Origin of the sequence: Sphingobium sp. MK2, from assembly GCF_040170545.1 — a bacterium.
GTDB lineage: Bacteria > Pseudomonadota > Alphaproteobacteria > Sphingomonadales > Sphingomonadaceae > Sphingobium.
Map to the genome: position 1 here is coordinate 1 of NZ_JAZDXA010000001.1, position 16,803 is coordinate 16,803.

Consider the following 16,803-nt stretch of genomic DNA (forward strand, 5'->3'; position numbering starts at 1 on the left):
GTAGTGGTAACACTCGCGCCGGTGCATGCATCTCATTGAATCACAATGCCTTTTCCAAAAGCACTGTTCAAGTTGGGCCATAGCGCCCACCAGATGACCAGCGGTTGCAGCGCCAGTCGCGGCCCATGATACCACCAGCTCAAATGCACGCCGTTCAGCGGAATGTCGCCCAGCGCATGATGGATGTTGGCGGGCCATACGCACAAGGCATAAAGCGCCAGACCGATGCCAGCCGCCCGGCGCAGCGGCGGCAGCATCAACCCCACCGCGCCTGCAATCTCCGCAATCCCGGTCAGCCAAACAACGCTGGCGGGGAAGGGCACCCAGTCAGGCGTGATCGCGATGAACCCGCCCGGCGACCGCAAATGCGCGACGCCTGCGACCAGATAGGCTAGCGCCAGAACGATGCGGGCAACCTGCCGGGCGCGGCTGTCAGCGGACATCTCTTCACGATTGAGCAACTTAAAAAATGTGCGTCATAAAGCTGTGGCTACCCTGAACATCTTTGTAAGGTCAAAAATATATTTGAGACGTCACAAAGGAGATGAAGATTGCGATTATCCTCGATACGGCGGCACATGGCGCGTAAATTCAAGGTACGTGGATCGAAAATGGAGCAGTATTCTGTTGGCGACCAACAAGAGGGTGTCGACGATGATCTCAATCCGAAAGGCCAAAATATGAGTTTTCTGCCTGACATGAATCAATGGGTCCGCAACCACTATATCGGCGTTGTCGACGAGTTCGTAGCGGAAGTTGGCAGTCTGGAAGGAAAGCGCATATTGGACTTGGGTTGTGGCGAAATGTTGATGACCTACGGTTTAGCATCGCGCGGAGCCGAACATGTCGTTGGCTTGGACGTCGCCAAGCTTGATCCCGACAGGAGCCTGAAGACATTGGTCGATGGCGGTTTCCCAGATGCCGCAAATTTCAAAGATCGTGTAACCGCCACGGTCTATGATGGCATTGAGATGCCTTTCCCTGATGAGCATTTCGATATTGTCTTCTGTTGGGGCGTCATGGAACATGTCGCCAATGTCCCGGCCGTGCTAGCTGAGATCAAACGCGTGATGAAAGCGGATGGGGTAGCTTTCATAAAGGTTTTCCCTTGGTTCCATTCCTATTATGGCAGCCATCTGTCAGATTTTGTTCCGGCGCCTTTTGCGCATCTGACCCATGACCATGCCGCGATGCGGGCCATTATCGAAAAAACCGCGCATGAGCAGACGGCGGTCCATCCCAATCTGATATTGGGGCATATGTGGGATGAATATTTGACGCTGAATCGCTATTCGGCAAATATGTTCTACCGCGACGTTAAAGCGGCGGGCTTTGCTCGCGATGTGTGGAAACTGATCAGCTATCAGCATGATCTTACCAATGCTCCGCCAGCCTATGACTTGTCGGATTTGATGGTGTCGGGTTCGGATACCTTATTGTATAAATAGCTTGGCGCGGCTGTCCCGCCGCCGCCTCAGTAAATCCCGCCCTGATCCTGCAGGAAGTCGGCATCGGAACGGTGGCGGCGCTGGCCGGACGCGGCCTTGGCGGCGGCGACCTTGGCCTGGGCTTCGGCTTCCTCCTTGCGAATGGTGCGGCGCGGTTCCGATTCGGGCTTGAACGCTTCCCAGATGACGGCGGCTTTCGGCTCGCTGGTCGGCCAGGCACCATAGACGCGCTTGCCCGATCGCCGGTCGATCGGCACCATGCGGATGCCCGCCGGGGCGATGAAGGGTGTCTTGGGCATGGTTTCCAGGATCGGGGCCATCGCCGCCTTCCAGATCGGTGCGGCGATGCGGCCACCCTGCGCCCAACCGCCAAGGCTGCGCGGCTGGTCATAACCGATATAGACGCCTGCGACGAGATCGGGCGATCCGCCCACGAACCATACGTTGGTCGGGCCGTTGGTGGTGCCGGTCTTGCCGAACAACGGGCGTTTCAAATCCGCCAATACCGTCGCGGTGCCGCGCTGGACCACGCCTTCGGTGATGTGAACAACCTGATAAGCGGTCATCGGGTTCATCACCTGTTTGCCCTCCATGCCGAAGCGGGGCATCGGCTTGCCGTCCCAATTGGCCATGTTGCATCCGTCGCACGGCCGCCAGAGTTCGGGCCAGATCACCTTGCCGCGCCGGTCCTGCACATAATCCATCACCTTGGACGGGAATTGCCGCCCATGATTGGCCAGGGTGGCATAGGCATTGACCATCTTCTCTACCGTGGTGTCACCCGCGCCCAGCGCGAAGGAGAGATAGGGTTGATAATCGCCGATTCCCATGCCTTTGATGGTCCGCACGACCTTTTCCATGCCGGTCTGGCTGGCGGCGCGCACGGTCATCAGGTTGCGCGATTGCTCCACGCCCCAACGCATCGTTTGCGGCCCGGCGCTGCCGCCGGAAAAGTTGCGGAAGCATTTCTGTCCCAGCCCCGCGCCCTGATAAACGCATAAGGGGCCATCGACGATGATCGAGGCGGGCGTCATCCCGCTGTCAAGCGCGGCGGCATAGACGAACGGTTTGATCGTCGATCCCGGCTGGCGCATCGCCTGTGTCGCGCGATTATAGGAGGAGAGGCGCGCGTCGAAGCCGCCCTGCATCGCGCGGATGCGTCCTGAATGCACCTCTTCCACCACCATGCCGCCCGATACTTCGGGGATGTTGCGCAATGCCCAGTTGGCCCCATTGCGCGCGACCACAATGATGTCGCCCGGCTGCATCGCGGAAAAAGCGGGGCCGCCGCTTTTGCGATAGGCCATTTGCGCCTGGGCGGCGGGCAAGGTGCCGGTGCTGCCGTCGGCAAAGCCGATCTGCGCTTCCGATGATGTGCGGCTGATGATGACGGCGACGCGCCATTCGGCATAATCGACGTCGATATAGCTCGCTGCCAGTTCACGTTCCCAGCCGCGCTCGATATTGATCTTGGCGACCGGGCCGGACCAGCCGCGCCCGGCGTCAAAACGTAGCAGACCATTGCGCAGGGCGTTGGCGGTGCTCTCCTGCGCTACCGGATCATAGGGGCTGCGGACCCACAGGCCCCCCGCATAGACGCTGTTGGGGCCATCCTCCGCCTTTTCGCCGAACAGGCTGATCAGGCGGCGGCGAACTTCCTCCATATAATAGCCGCCCGCGCGCGCATCGAAGCTAGAACTGTGCATGGCGACGGTGCCGAGCGGCAGCGCCGCCGCGGCGTCGCGCTGCGCTGTCGTGATCCAGCCGCTTCGGACCATTTCGCCCAGCGCCCAGTTGCGCCGGTCCAGCGCGCGGGCCATGCCGCTCTCGCTTTCCGGGCGATAATTGGCGGGGCCTTTGGGCAGGATCGACAGATAGGCCATTTCATGGAGCGCCAAGTCGGCGACATCCTTGTTGAAATAGGCGCGCGAGGCCGCCTGCACGCCATAGGCGTTCCGGCCGAGGAATATCTGGTTGAGATAGAGTTCGAGGATCTGCTGCTTGCTCAGCACATTTTCCATGCGGTAGGCGAGGATCATCTCCTTCACCTTGCGCGTGGGCGAATATTCATCGCCGATCAGCAGATTCTTGGCGACCTGCTGGGTAATGGTCGAGCCGCCGCGCGCGCGCTGGCCAGAGCCGAACTTGCGGGCATAATCCAGCACCGCGCCCGCAAAGCCTGGAATGTCGACGCCATGATGCTCGAAAAAGGTCTTATCCTCGGCCGCCAGATAGGCGCGGATCAACAGCGGCGGGTAATCGCTATACTGCAATTGCACGCGACGTTCGCGCGCATAGCTGTGAACCGGCTCGCCATTAATGTCGCGTACGATGGTCGGCAACGGCGGCTCATATTCCAGCAGCGTCGCGGCGTCTGGCAGGCCGCGCGCAAAGATCAGCCAGAATAGCAGGCAGGCGGTGAGGAAGGCACCGAGCAGGATCGCGCCCCAACGAACAAAGCGGCGCTGCCACAGGCTGCGCAGCGCCCCCATTGCGCCACCTGCGTCGCGCCGCAGGCGATAGGCAAAGGATGATGGGGCGGTATCGGGACGGGCCTCTTCCATGGGAAAGAGGCTCTAGGGTCAAATTGCAGGCAAGGCTAGAGCCGTGATTGTCATTGGACGGATCGACGCGGTCGGATCAACCGCCCGACGGTCCGCCGCGCATCGCCAGCTTCCGCGCGAAATGCACTTCGATCGCACGGGCCACGCCGCGCGCAATCTTGGCCTGGCCCTCGCGGGAGGACAGAAATGCGGCGTCTTGCGCATTGCTGATATAGCCGGTTTCAAACAGGACCGATGGCGTGTCGGGGGCTTTGAGCACCATCAGCGAGGCGAAGCGGTGATAGCTGCTGCGGAACGGCACATAGGGCGCGGCTTCGCGCTGGAGCAGCCGGGCGAAGCTGGCCGAGATATTGAGCGATTCGCGCTGGGTCAGGTCGATCAGGATCGAGGAGACGTCGCCGGACTGGCCGCCCAGATTGACGCCATTGATGATGTCGGCCTTGTTCTCGCGCGCTGCGAGCCGCGCGGCTTCGCGGTCGGACGCCGTTTCCGACAAGGTATACACCGTCGCGCCCTGCGCTTCCGTATTCTCGGCCGCGTCGGCATGAATGGAAATGAACAGGTCCGCGCCCAGCTTGCGCGCAATGCCATAGCGTTCCTGCAGGATCAGATATTTGTCATCGTCGCGGGTCAGCGCCACGCGCACCCGGCCTGATTTCACGAGCTGGTCGCGGATCGCCTGCGCGATCGCCAGCGTCACATCCTTCTCGCGCTTGCCCATTTCGCTGTTGACCGCGCCTGGATCATGACCGCCATGGCCTGCGTCGATCACCACCAGCGGCCGCGCGCCGTCCTGGGCACCTTCAACAGGGGGCAGGGCGACGCCGCGCGCTGCCGTCGGGATCGGCACAGTGATGGAGTGAAGGCGCTTTTGCGGGCGCGCCGCCATATTGGCTGGCGCATCGAACCGCATCCGACCCTTGCCCATCTCGCTACGAAAGCGGCTGTCGGTCACGCCCTGAAGCGCGAAGCTAAGCGACTTGCCGTCAGCGGCGATTTCCGGCTGACCCAGTGTCGCAGGCGTTGCAAGATCAAGCACGACCCGCGCGGTGTCGTTGCTTAGCTGGCCTTGCCGTACGGCGGTCACCGTGCTGCTCGCGGGCGCGAAGTGGCCACGCCCCACCTGCGCCCCGTCAATATCCAGCGCGATCCGGCGCGGCGTGTCCAGCAGGAAGGCTGACGCGCCATTCACGCGATCGTCGAAGCGGACGACGACCCGATCATCTTGCACGAAAACGCCGGAAATCCCTCCGGCGCTGCCAGGGACGGACAGGGCGATCGTACTTGCCAGGGCCATGCTCAAAAACATGCGCGATGTGTGCAACGCAGCCCGGTGAGCCGTCCAGCCAATTTTCATGCTGCTTATATCCGTCCAGCGTCCCCACGCTAAAGGCCGGGTTAAGCATCACCGCCTTGCATCCGGTAAAATGAGAGAGTTAACGGCATTTTCAGCATGAAGGGGTAGAAGGCGTGTCGCGGATTGCCTTCGCGACATAATATTTCCCGCAGCCGTTGCTCCCTACCGCTTTGGCTGCTACCCATTCACATTCCTGCAATGTCCGCCTTTTCTATGCGGCGCGGCGCAGGCCCAAGAAGACGGCTGGTTGGCGCGATCCGCGCCGCCGCGCCGATGTTATGAACAGGTTGACGCTGCATGAGGCATGAATTTCCATCCACGCTGACCCCGGCAACGGGCGTCGCGGCGTGGTTGGTTCGGCCCGGCGCCATGTCCGGCCCTGCCGACGCAGCAGACGCGCAGTTTTCCCATCTAACCCGGACGATGCCGACATCCGCGCCCTTACCGGCGCGCAGGCGGCCGTCCCTTCACTATCGCATGGTGGCCCGGCCCAGCGCCGTCGACCGCCATCGCCGGAGAATCATAAATGACAATGCGTATGCTGATCGACGCGCGCCACCGGGAAGAAACCCGTGTCGCGGTCGTCAAAGGTAACCGGATCGAAGAATTCGACTTCGAATCCTCCGAGCACAAACAGCTCAAGGGCAATATCTATCTGGCCAAGGTGACGCGGGTTGAGCCTTCGCTCCAGGCTGCGTTTGTCGATTATGGCGGCAACCGCCACGGCTTCCTCGCTTTTAGCGAAATCCACCCCGACTATTATCAGATCCCGCGTGAAGATCGCGAAGCCTTGCTACGCGAAGAGCGCGAGCATGCCGAGCAAGAGGCCGCGTTGCGCGCCGACTTCGACGATGAGGACGAGGATGGCGAGGGCGTCGAAATCGTCGAGGCGACCCATCATCACGACGATGATGAAGACAGCGCACCCGAAGGCGAAGCGGCCGAGGGCGAAGCGTCCGAAGGTGGTCGCCCGAACCGGGGCCGTCGCGGCAAGCCGGGCGACGACGCGGCCGAGGAACTGCGCCGCAAGCGCATGGCGCTGCGCCGCCGCTACAAGATTCAGGACGTCATCAAGCGCCGTCAGGTGCTGTTGGTCCAGGTCGTCAAGGAAGAACGCGGCAATAAGGGCGCGGCGCTGACCACTTATTTGTCGCTCGCCGGACGCTATTGCGTGCTGATGCCGAACACCAGCCATGGCGGCGGTATTTCGCGCAAGATCAGTAACGCGGCCGACCGCAAGCGATTGAAGACGATCATCGCCGAAATGGCGCTGCCTTCGTCCATGGGCTGCATCGTCCGCACCGCTGGGCTCCAGCGCACCAAGCCGGAAATCAAGCGCGACTTCGATTATCTCGCTCGCCTGTGGGACGAGATCCGCGAAAAGACGCTGCAGGCCGCTGCGCCCGAACTGATCCACAATGACAGCGACCTCATCAAGCGGGCAATCCGCGATATCTACAATAAGGATATCGAGGAAGTCATCGTCGAGGGCGAGGAAGGCTATCGCGCCGCGAAGGACTTCATGCGTCTGTTGATGCCGAGCCATGTGCGCCGGGTAAAGCAATATGCCGACCCCGTTTCGCTGTTCCAGCGCGCCAGCGTCGAAGATCAACTGGCCGCCATGTACAACCCGGTCGTGCAACTCAAATCCGGTGGCTATCTGGTCATCAACCCAACCGAAGCTTTGGTGTCGATCGACATCAACTCCGGCCGTTCGACCCGCGAACATGGCATCGAACAGACCGCCGTCGCCACCAACCTTGAAGCTGCGCGCGAAATCGCGCGCCAGTTGCGCCTGCGCGACATGGCGGGCCTCGTCGTCATCGACTTTATCGACATGGAGAATAACTCCAACATCCGTAAGGTCGAGAAGGCGATGAAGGAAGCGCTGCGCGACGATCGCGCCCGCATCCAGGTCGGCCGCATTTCGGGCTTCGGCCTCATGGAAATGAGCCGCCAGCGCCTGCGCACCGGCGTGCTGGAAGCCTCGACCCGCCAATGCCCGCATTGCGAAGGCACTGGCCTTGTCCGCACCGCCTCGTCCGCGGGCCTGTCGGCGTTGCGCATGTTGGAAGAAGAAGCGGCCCGTGGTCGCGGCAACTGCATCACCCTGCGCGCCAGCCAGGAAGCGGCCTTCTACGTCCTCAACAACAAGCGTCGCGAACTGGACGAGATCGAACAGCGCTATGGCGTGCGGATTGAAATTCTGCCCGATGGCGAAGTTGAGGGCGCGCGCATGTCGGTCGAGGCCAGCGGCCCACGGCCGGAGCGCGTCGTAAGCTACGCGCCGCTTCCCGAAGACGACGAAGATTTCGACGTCATCGAGGAAGACGAAGAAGCCGAGATCGAAGAGGAAGAGGCCGAGGAAGCCGAAACGCCTGCCGAAGCCGCCGACCGCGCCGAACGGGGTGAGGATCGCGAAGGCGGTCGCCGCCGCCGCCGCCGCCGTCGTCGTCGTGGCGGACCGCGCGAGGATGGCCCGGCCGAAGGTGCTGCCGAAGAAGAAGGTTCCGCCGAATCGGACGCTGATGGAGAAGGTGAAGCCGAGGCGGAAGCCGTTGAGGCCGGTGAAGAGGAAGGCGGCGCACGTCGTCGCGGTCGTCGCGGTCGCCGTGGCGGTCGTCGCCGTCGCGAAGGTGGCGATGAAGCGGTGAACGGGGAAGCGACCGAATCGGCCGACGCCGAGCCGGTCGCGGAAGACGCGCCGGTCGAGCAAGCGCCCGTCGAGGAGGCTCCCGCAGAGGAAGCCCCCAAGACCCGCCGCCGTCCCCGTGCTCGCAAGCCCAAGGCTGAAGCCGAAGCGGTCGTAGAGACCGTCGAATCTCCTGCCGAAGCGGTTGTCGCCGAGGAAGCGCCCGTCGAAGCCCCGGTCAAGCCCAAGCGCACCCGTCGCACCAAGGCGCAGATCGAAGCTGAAGCTGCTGCGGCCGCCGAAGCGCCGACTGCCGAGGAAGCGCCGGCCAAGCCCAAGCGCACCCGTCGCAAGAAGGCGGACGTCGCTGCTCAGGAGGCCGCACCCGTTGCCGCGATTGAGGCACCCGCCCCAATCGAGCCGAGCCCGGAACCGGCTGTCGAATCGGTCGTCGCTGATGGTGAGGCGGCAGCCTCGCAGGCTGATGACGGCCAAAATGAAGATGGTACGCCCCGTCGCGGCTGGTGGCAGCGCACCTTCGGCCAATAAGCCGGACGGGACGCTAAAGTCATGAACAAGCGCCGCTGCCCTGCCGGTCCCGACCGGAGCGCAGCGGCGCTTTTCATTTCGCTCCGCTTCACGCGCGGTTCAGGGCGACCATGGCAGCGCGCGGCGGTGATGGTCTGCTCTCCTCCATTCCACGGTCACTGCTGATGCGGGGCCGGCTGAAACTTGTCGCGCTCGCGGCCCTGGCGCTTGCCAGCGTCGCGCGCCCCGCGCTGGCGCAAAGCATCTTGCGCGATGCCGAAACCGAAGCCTTCATGGCAGATATGTCCGCCCCCTTGGTCAAGGCGGCCGGCATGCAGCCGCGCAACGTCCAGATCATGGTCATCAATAACCCGGAAATAAACGCTTTCGTCGCGGGTGGCCAATATGTCTGGGTGCATAGTGGCCTGCTCGCACAGGCGGACAATGTGAACCAGGTGCAGGGCGTTGTGGCGCACGAACTGGGGCATATCGAGGGGGGGCATATTGTTCGCTTTGGCGAAGGCATAAAAGAGGCAACAGGTGTGACTCTGCTCAGCCTGGTGCTGGGCGCGGCTGCCATCGCAGCGGGTGGCGCGGAAGCGGGTTTGGGAATCATGGGCCTTGGCCAGCAGGCTGCGATGAGCCGATTTCTGGCTTTTTCCCGCGGTCAGGAAAGCTCGGCCGATCTCGCTGGCGCGCGCTATCTAAGCGCGGCAGGTATCAGCGGCAAAGGCAGCCTCGAATTTTTCAAGAAGCTGCAAAATCAGGAATATCGCCTCGCGATCCCGCAGGACAATAGCTATGGCCGCACCCATCCGCTGTCGGGAGAGCGGATCAGTGTGCTCCGCGAAGTCTATACCGTCGATCCGGCCTGGGAAAAGGCGATCGACCCGCAACTTGAAGCCCGATTCGAGCGAATCAAGGCCAAGTTGATTGGCTTTGTGTCCGAACCTACCCAGACCTTGCAGAAATATCCGGAAACCGACCAGTCGATCCCGGCCCACTATGCGCGTGCCTATGCCTGGCACAAGAGCGCCTATCCGCAGCGCGCCCTGTACGAAGCGGATGCCCTGCTGGCCGCCGCACCGAACGACCCCTATTTCCTGGAACTCAAGGGCCAGATACTGCTTGAAAGCGGCCGTCCCAAGGATGCGGTCGCCCCATTGCGCGAGGCGGTACGGATCACCAATCAGCCGCTCATCTCCGTCCTCCTTGCCCACGCGCTGATCGCGACCGAGGATGAGGCCAATTTCGCCGAAGCCGAACAGGTGCTGCGCCTCGCCGTCCAGCGCGACCGGGAAAATCCCTTTGCCTGGTATCAGCTCGGCGTCGTCTATGAACGGCGGGGGGACACGCCCCGCGCCGCGCTCGCGACGGCGGAACGCTATGCGATGATGGGCCAGCATCCCATGGCGCTGCGCAGCGCCGACGCCGCGATGCAGGGGTTGCAGCAGGGCACGGTTGACTATCTGCGGGCGCAGGATATCGCCATGACCTCGCGCGCCGCGATCGAGCAGCAGCGGAAGAAAAGATAAAGATGACAGACCAGCCCCGGCCCAGCTTTCGCGCGGCCCTTTCCAACAGGACGATCCAGATGACCCTTGGCGCTTTCGCCTTTATCGCGGCTGCCGCTGGCACGGCGTTCGCCGTGCAGGCTCCCACCAGCGTCGCCGCCACCGATAAGGCCGCGATCGAGAAGATCGTCCATGACTATATTCTCGATCACCCGGAGATCATCCCGCAGGCAATCGAGAAATTGCAGGCCAACCGGATGTCGGCCACCATCAGCGACAACCGCGCCGCGCTTGAAAAACCCTATGCCGGGGCGTGGGAAGGTGCGGCCAACGCCGACGTCACCGTGGTTGAATTTTTCGACTATGCTTGCGGCTATTGTCGCGCCTCGCTGCCTGACCTCGCCAAGCTGGTCGCCGCCGATGCCAAGGTGAAGGTCGTCTATCGCGAACTCCCCATCCTGTCGGAAGAAAGCAGCGACGCAGCCAAGGTGTCGTTGCTCGCCGCCGAACGCGGCCAATATATGGCCTATCACAAGGCCATGTATGGCGCGGGCCGGGTAACGCGCGACAGCATCATCGCTGCGGCAGGCAAGGCGGGGATCAGCAAGGCCGATACCGAAGCCGCCATCGCATCGAGCAAATATGACGCCGAAATCCAGTCCAACATCGCGCTCGCCCAGAAATTGCAGGCGAGCGGCACGCCGACCTTCGTGATCGGCGGCCAGGTGTTGAACGGCGCGGTCGGCTATGATGCGCTCCAGAGCGGCGTCGCAGCCGCGCGCGGGAAATAATCATGTCTTCGTTCGGTTCGAGCCTGTCGAGAACTCTGGCGCCAAGGGTTCTCGACAGGCTCGAACCGAACGGTAGCCGGCACCACGCTCCACCATTGACTTCCACCCCTCCTTTGCCTATCGGACGCACCCTGACTTGCGGCCGCTGCTTTGGCGGCCCTTTTTTGTCACGCCCGATTCTCTAGTTGTTTTTTGAGGAATGAACGATGAAGCGCACTTTTCAGCCGAGCAATCTGGTTCGGAAGCGCCGTCACGGTTATCGCGCCCGCATGGCGACCCCCGGCGGCCGCAACATCATCCGCGCCCGTCGTGCGCGCGGTCGCAAGAGCCTGAGCGCCTGATCGAAGGGCCGCCTTCGGCTACGCCTGCCATCATGGGCAAGCGGGCCGATTTTCTGGCGGCCAATCGCGGCAAGCGCGCACCCATGCCGGGCTTCGTCCTGCTGGTGCGCGACCGGGCCGATGGCGATCCGGCGATGCGCTTTGGCATCACGGTCACGAAAAAAGTGGGCGGCGCCGTCATCCGTAACCGGATGAAGCGCCGCTTTCGCGTTCTTGCGCGCGAATTGCTGCCGCTGCATGGCTTTGCCGGTGCAGACCATGTGCTGATCGGCCGCGATGGCGGGATCGAGCGCGATTTCACCCTGCTGCGCACCGAATTGCAAAAGGCGCTGGGCAAGATCGCGCGCGCGCCGCAAGCAGGCGACAGTCCCCCGCGCCATGGCGCGCGGGCCGGGCATGGCAGGGGCAAGGGCGGGGACAGGGGCAAAGCCTCATGATCGGCCGCCTGCTCATCCTGATCGCGCGGGCCTGGCAGCTTGGCCCTTCCCGCATCCTGCCGCCCTCCTGCCGCTTTGCGCCTTCCTGCTCGGAATATGCGATTCTCGCGATCCGCAAATATGGCGCGATCAAGGGTAGCTGGTTGGCAGGCAAGCGGCTAATGCGATGCCACCCATGGGGCGGGTCGGGCTATGACCCGGTTCCCTGACAAAGACACAAGAGACGGCGGAGCCGAATAGCGTGGACGACAAGAAGAATATCATTCTCGCGGTTTTGCTGACCGCAGCGATCCTGTTCGGCTGGCCCTATGTATCGGGCTATTTCTTTCCGGCCGCCAATCCGCCGGTCACCCGGATCGAAGGGGGCAAGACCACGCCGGTCGCCAATCCCGCTGCCGATCCGACCGCTGACAGCCCCGCCGCGATTCGCGACCGCGCGGTCGTGCTGAAGGAAGGGCCGCGCGTCCCCATCCGCACGCCCAAGCTCGTTGGCTCGATCAACCTCAAGGGTGCGCGTATCGATGACATCGTGTTGCCGACCTATAAGGAGACGATCGCCAAGGACTCTGCCAACGTCCGCCTCTATAGCCCTGCCGGGACGCAGGACGCCTATTTCGCTGGTTTCGGCTGGCAAGGGGAGGGGCTAAAGGCCCCGAACAGGGATACGGTCTGGACCGCACAGGGTAGCGAACTTACGCCAACCAGCCCTGTGACGCTGACGTGGAATAATGGCGAGGGCCAGCGGTTCGAAATCCGCCTCTCGATTGATAAGAATTACATGATCACCGCCGCACAGAAGGTGTCGAACAGCGGCACTGGCACGGTCGGCGTTAAGCCCTATGGCTATATCAGCCGGACTGGCATCCCGGCGGACCCCGACACCTGGACCATTCACATCGGGCCGATGGGCGTGTTCAATGGTGCGGCCAACTATGACGTGAACTATAGCGATCTCGATAAAGGGCCTTCGACCCGCGAGTTCCAGTCGAAGGGTGGCTGGATCGGCTTCACCGACAAATATTGGCTCTCGGCGCTTGTGCCGGGCAAGGATGCCGACTTTGCGGGTCAATTCCGCAAGGGGGCGGGCAAGCAGTATCAAGCTGATGTCGCGCTCGGCTCGACCATGCTCGCGCCCGGCAAGGCCGTCACCCAGACCCAGCGCCTGTTCGTCGGTGCCAAGGAAGTCAAAACGCTTCAGGCCTATGAGCGCGACGGCGTGAAGCTGTTCGACCGTGCGATCGACTGGGGCTGGTTCTACTGGTTCGAACAGCCGATCTTCGCGCTGCTCCATTGGCTGTTCGAAACGCTCGGCAATTTCGGCGTCGCCATCATCTGTCTGACCTTCGTGGTCCGCGCGCTGATGTTCCCCGTCGCCCAGCGTCAGTTCGCCAGCATGGCCGCGATGCGTGCGGTGCAGCCGAAGATGAAGCTGCTGCAAGAGAAATATAAGGACGACAAGCCCAAGCTCCAGCAGGAGATGATGGCGCTCTACAAGACGGAGAAGGTCAACCCGCTCGCGGGCTGCCTGCCCATCTTCATCCAGATCCCGATCTTCTTCGCGCTCTACAAGGTGCTGATGCTGACGATCGAAATGCGCCATCAGCCCTTCGTGCTGTGGATCAAGGATCTGTCCGCGCCCGATCCGCTGCATATCCTCAACCTGTTCGGCCTGCTGCCCTTCACCCCGCCGTCCTTCCTGGCGATCGGCGTGCTGGCGGTGCTGCTCGGCATTTCGATGTGGTTGCAGTTCAAGCTCAACCCGGCCCAGATGGACCCGATGCAGCAGCAGATCTTCGCGATCATGCCCTGGATGATGATGTTCATCATGGCCCCCTTCGCGGCGGGCCTGCTGGTCTACTGGATCACCAACAACTGCCTGTCGATGGCGCAACAATGGTGGCTCTACAAACGCCATCCTGCGCTTAGCGGGGCAGTCGCGAAGTAGACAGGGTATAAACGCCGTTCGGGCTGAGCTTGTCGAAGCCTTGTCCTTTCTTGAAGAGAAGAACGGCCCTTCGACAGGCTCAGGGCGAACGGAATTTAACTATGACCGAACAAGATAATACCGACCTGATCGAGGAAGCGCGCAAGGTCTTTTCCGGCCCGATTGCCTTCCTTAAATCCGCGCCCGCGCTGGAATTCCTGCCCGACATGGCGGTGAACGAAGTCGCCTTTGCAGGCCGCTCGAATGTCGGCAAATCCTCGCTGCTCAACGCGCTGACCAACCGCAATACATTGGCGCGCACGTCGAACACGCCCGGCCGCACACAGGAGTTGAACTTCTTTGACGTCGGCGAACCGCTGCGCTTCCGCCTCGTCGACATGCCGGGCTATGGTTATGCCAAGGCACCTAAGGATGTGGTGCGCAAATGGAAGTTCCTGGTGAACGACTATCTGCGCGGTCGCGCCGCGCTCAAGCGTACTCTGGTCCTGATCGACAGCCGCCATGGTATCAAGGATGTCGATACCGACATGCTCGATATGCTTGATGGTGCAGCGGTCAGCTACCGCATCATCCTGACCAAGGCGGACAAGATCAAGGCGAGCGAACTGGAACAGGTGTTCATCGCCACTGCCGCAGCGATCCGCAAGCGCCCCGCCGCCCATCCCGACATCATCGCGACGTCGGCGGAAAAAGGCATGGGCATCCCCGAACTGCGCGCCGCCGTGCTGGAAAGCGTGACCCAGGGCTAAGCGCTTGACGAACCGGCCCGGCATCGGGAAGGAAGCGCGCTTCGACAAGCCCGCCGCGACGCGCTAAGGAGCGTGCAGCGTCGGCCGGGCCGCCGTCACTTGGAGATGAGACTATGCGCGCCGAAGCGCAGCAATATATCGATCGTATCGACGCCGCGCTGGACCTGTTGCGCCGCTTCCTCGACTGGGACCGCGCGCTGCGCCGCCTCGACGAGCTGAACGCCCGCGTCGAAGATCCGACGCTGTGGGACAATGCAAAGCTGGCGCAGGAAGTCATGCGCGAACGCACCCGGCTGGACAGCGCGATCGGCGCGACCCGTGCAATCGCCGCTGAAAAATCCGACAATGCCGAACTCATCGAAATGGCCGAGGCCGAGGGCGACGAGGATATGGTCAGCGAAGCCATCGCCTCCTTGAAGGCGCTGGCCGACCGCGCCGATGAGGACAAGATCAAGGCGCTGCTGGCGGGCGAAGCCGATGCCAGCGACACCTATCTCGAAATTCACGCGGGTGCTGGCGGCACCGAAAGCCAGGACTGGGCCGAAATCCTGTCGCGCATGTATCGCCGCTGGGCCGAACGGCGCGGCTATAAGGTCGAACTGGTCGATTATCAGGCCGGCGATCAGGCGGGCATCAAGTCAGCGACTTTCCTGATCAAGGGCGAAAATGCCTATGGCTATGCCAAGACCGAAAGCGGCGTCCACCGCCTGGTTCGCATCAGCCCCTATGACAGCGCAGCGCGCCGCCATACCAGTTTCTCGTCGGTCTGGGTCTATCCGGTGATCGACGATGATATTGATATCGAGGTCAAGGAAAGCGACCTCAAGATCGACACCTATCGCGCATCGGGCGCGGGCGGGCAGCACGTCAACACGACCGATTCGGCCGTCCGCATCACCCACGTTCCATCCGGCATCATCGTCGCGTCGCAAAATGACCGCTCGCAGCACAAGAACCGCGCCACCGCGATGAACATGCTCAAGGCGCGCCTGTACGAAGCCGAACTGGCCAAGCGCGAAGCCGTCACGGCTGGCGAATATGCGGCCAAGACCGAGATTGGCTGGGGCCATCAGATCCGCTCCTATGTGCTGCAACCCTATCAGTTGGTGAAGGATTTGCGCACCGGGGTTACCTCGACCGCGCCCGACGATGTTCTGGACGGCGCATTGGACCCATTCATGGCCGCCGCGCTGTCGCAGAAGGTGACGGGCGAAAAGGTCGATGTGGAGGATGTCGACTGATGATGCGCCTGGCGCTGGTGGGCATGTCCGTCCTGCTGGCCGCTTGCGACATTTTGTCGCCGGGCGACGGAGCCAAGCGTCCCGCCGCCGCCCAGCCATTTCCCAAGGCGGATCGTCCCGTCGCCCCGATTGTCTCGACCCGCTGGTCCAGCGAGGAAGCGCGTGACCGTGTGCATGAGGCGGACGATATCATGGATAGGGCGGGCATTCGGCCCGGTATGACGGTGGCCGATATCGGTGCGGGCGAGGGCTATTATACCGTCCGCCTCGCCGCGCGCGTGGGGGCGGAGGGCCGCGTGTTGGCCGAAGATATCATGCCCGAAGTGATCGAAGCCCTGTCCCGCCGCATCACCCGCGAAAAATGGGACAATGTCAGCGTCAAACTGGGCGCGCCCGAAGATCCGCGCCTGCCCGAAAACAGCTTCGACCGGATCATGATGGTGCATATGTATCATGAGATCGCCGAGCCCTATGCCTTCCTGTGGCATCTGTCCCCGGCCCTCAAAAAGAACGGCGAGTTGATTGTCGTCGATGCTGACCGGCCGACAGATCAGCATGGCACGCCGCCACGCCTGCTTGCTTGCGAACTGGCCGCCATGGGGTTCCGCATGGAAGAGTTGATCCCCAAGCCAACCGCCGGCGGCTACTTCGCCCGGTTCCGCCGCATCGCCGCGCGGCCTGATCCGGCTCGCATCATTCCCTGCGCCTTGAATGACCAGTAAAAAGGGTTAATCCTTCCCTAGCTTTATTTGTACGGAACGGATCATCAACGCTCCTGTTATGCTAGCTTGGGGAGGCGCAGCTTTGCAGGAAAACCACGATTCTGGCGCGGCACGCCGGGCAATGCGACTCAAGCTTTTCGAGCCTGTCCGGCTGCTTCTGGCGGGACAAGCGGCGCGTGCCCATCTGCTCGACCTGTCAGTGACCGGAGCGCTGGTGCATTGCGACAGCCCCCCTTGTGTCGGCGACCATGTGCTGATTGAAACGAATGCGCTGGGCGTCAAAGGCCAGGTCATGTGGGTGCGGGTCAAACGTTTCGGTGTGCATTTCGACCAGCCTTTGCCGCAGTTAACGGTCGACCGCGTCGTGCGCGGCGACTAACTCTTGCGCCGCCAGCGCCGGAATATAGACATGCCCAGTACGCCGCTACCCACCAGCGCTGCGATGACCCCGCCCGCTGACGCCAGGGCCCATGCTCCGGCCGCAAGCAGTCCCGTCAGGAAATCGACGATGATCAGGGTGAGGTGAATCATGGT

Annotated in this window: 16 protein-coding genes; 12 read left to right on the forward strand and 4 right to left on the reverse strand. The window is 62.4% G+C overall.

Going from position 1 to position 16,803, the window contains the following annotated elements; translation table 11 throughout:
- Positions 1 to 32 precede the first annotated feature (32 nt).
- Entirely contained in the window at positions 33 to 443 is a 411-nt protein-coding gene (locus V2I08_RS00005) for a DoxX family protein (protein WP_349633317.1), read from the reverse strand.
- 135 nt (positions 444 to 578) lie between these two features.
- Here V2I08_RS00005 and V2I08_RS00010 point away from each other — a divergent pair, with 135 nt between their 5' ends.
- Positions 579 to 1,448 (forward strand): class I SAM-dependent methyltransferase, encoded by an 870-nt coding sequence (locus tag V2I08_RS00010; RefSeq protein WP_349633318.1) that lies wholly within the window; start codon positions 579 to 581, stop codon positions 1,446 to 1,448.
- Positions 1,449 to 1,474: 26 nt separating this feature from the next.
- Here the strand turns inward: V2I08_RS00010 and V2I08_RS00015 are convergent, their stop codons facing one another.
- Entirely contained in the window at positions 1,475 to 4,012 is a 2,538-nt protein-coding gene (locus tag V2I08_RS00015) for a transglycosylase domain-containing protein (RefSeq protein WP_349633319.1), read from the reverse strand.
- A gap of 76 nt (positions 4,013 to 4,088) precedes the next feature.
- On the reverse strand, positions 4,089 to 5,369 hold the full coding sequence (locus V2I08_RS00020; RefSeq protein WP_349633320.1) for an N-acetylmuramoyl-L-alanine amidase: 1,281 nt from the start codon (positions 5,367 to 5,369) through the stop codon (positions 4,089 to 4,091).
- Between the two features lie 526 nt (positions 5,370 to 5,895).
- Here V2I08_RS00020 and V2I08_RS00025 point away from each other — a divergent pair.
- From V2I08_RS00025 to V2I08_RS00075, 11 genes are all read left to right on the forward strand, one after another.
- Complete coding sequence (locus V2I08_RS00025; RefSeq protein ID WP_349633321.1) at positions 5,896 to 8,550, forward strand: ribonuclease E/G; 2,655 nt, start codon at positions 5,896 to 5,898, stop codon at positions 8,548 to 8,550.
- Positions 8,551 to 8,714: 164 nt separating this feature from the next.
- Positions 8,715 to 10,064: a M48 family metalloprotease gene (locus V2I08_RS00030; RefSeq protein ID WP_349633567.1), complete on the forward strand. Its 1,350-nt coding sequence runs from the start codon at positions 8,715 to 8,717 to the stop codon at positions 10,062 to 10,064.
- A gap of 2 nt (positions 10,065 to 10,066) precedes the next feature.
- Positions 10,067 to 10,834 (forward strand): DsbA family protein, encoded by a 768-nt coding sequence (locus tag V2I08_RS00035; protein WP_349633322.1) that lies wholly within the window; start codon positions 10,067 to 10,069, stop codon positions 10,832 to 10,834.
- A gap of 206 nt (positions 10,835 to 11,040) precedes the next feature.
- Positions 11,041 to 11,175, forward strand: a complete 135-nt coding sequence (rpmH, locus tag V2I08_RS00040; protein WP_006959075.1) for a 50S ribosomal protein L34 — start codon at positions 11,041 to 11,043, stop codon at positions 11,173 to 11,175.
- Between the two features lie 32 nt (positions 11,176 to 11,207).
- Positions 11,208 to 11,612, forward strand: a complete 405-nt coding sequence (gene rnpA, locus V2I08_RS00045) for a ribonuclease P protein component (protein WP_349633323.1) — start codon at positions 11,208 to 11,210, stop codon at positions 11,610 to 11,612.
- Positions 11,609 to 11,821: a membrane protein insertion efficiency factor YidD gene (gene yidD / locus V2I08_RS00050; protein WP_043150905.1), complete on the forward strand. Its 213-nt coding sequence runs from the start codon at positions 11,609 to 11,611 to the stop codon at positions 11,819 to 11,821. The genes rnpA and yidD overlap by 4 nt, the downstream gene beginning before the upstream one ends.
- A 32-nt stretch (positions 11,822 to 11,853) precedes the next feature.
- Complete coding sequence (gene yidC, locus V2I08_RS00055) at positions 11,854 to 13,557, forward strand: membrane protein insertase YidC (RefSeq protein ID WP_349633324.1); 1,704 nt, start codon at positions 11,854 to 11,856, stop codon at positions 13,555 to 13,557.
- A gap of 101 nt (positions 13,558 to 13,658) precedes the next feature.
- The gene (gene yihA / locus V2I08_RS00060; protein WP_349633325.1) at positions 13,659 to 14,306 is read left to right on the forward strand and encodes a ribosome biogenesis GTP-binding protein YihA/YsxC; all 648 of its coding nucleotides are present in this window, start codon (positions 13,659 to 13,661) and stop codon (positions 14,304 to 14,306) included.
- A 113-nt stretch (positions 14,307 to 14,419) separates the two neighbouring features.
- Positions 14,420 to 15,547 carry a peptide chain release factor 2 gene (prfB, locus tag V2I08_RS00065; RefSeq protein ID WP_349633326.1) on the forward strand — a complete coding sequence of 376 codons (1,128 nt, stop codon included), beginning with the start codon at positions 14,420 to 14,422 and terminating at the stop codon, positions 15,545 to 15,547.
- Positions 15,547 to 16,269, forward strand: a complete 723-nt coding sequence (locus V2I08_RS00070) for a methyltransferase domain-containing protein (protein ID WP_349633327.1) — start codon at positions 15,547 to 15,549, stop codon at positions 16,267 to 16,269. Before prfB ends, V2I08_RS00070 begins: the two co-directional genes overlap by 1 nt.
- Before the next feature lie 121 nt (positions 16,270 to 16,390).
- Entirely contained in the window at positions 16,391 to 16,648 is a 258-nt protein-coding gene (locus tag V2I08_RS00075; RefSeq protein WP_349633328.1) for a PilZ domain-containing protein, read from the forward strand.
- On the opposite strand, the gene V2I08_RS00080 is transcribed toward V2I08_RS00075, so the two are convergent.
- Positions 16,645 to 16,800, reverse strand: a complete 156-nt coding sequence (locus tag V2I08_RS00080) for a hypothetical protein (protein ID WP_349633329.1) — start codon at positions 16,798 to 16,800, stop codon at positions 16,645 to 16,647. The genes V2I08_RS00075 and V2I08_RS00080 overlap by 4 nt on opposite strands.
- Positions 16,801 to 16,803: the final 3 nt, after the last annotated feature.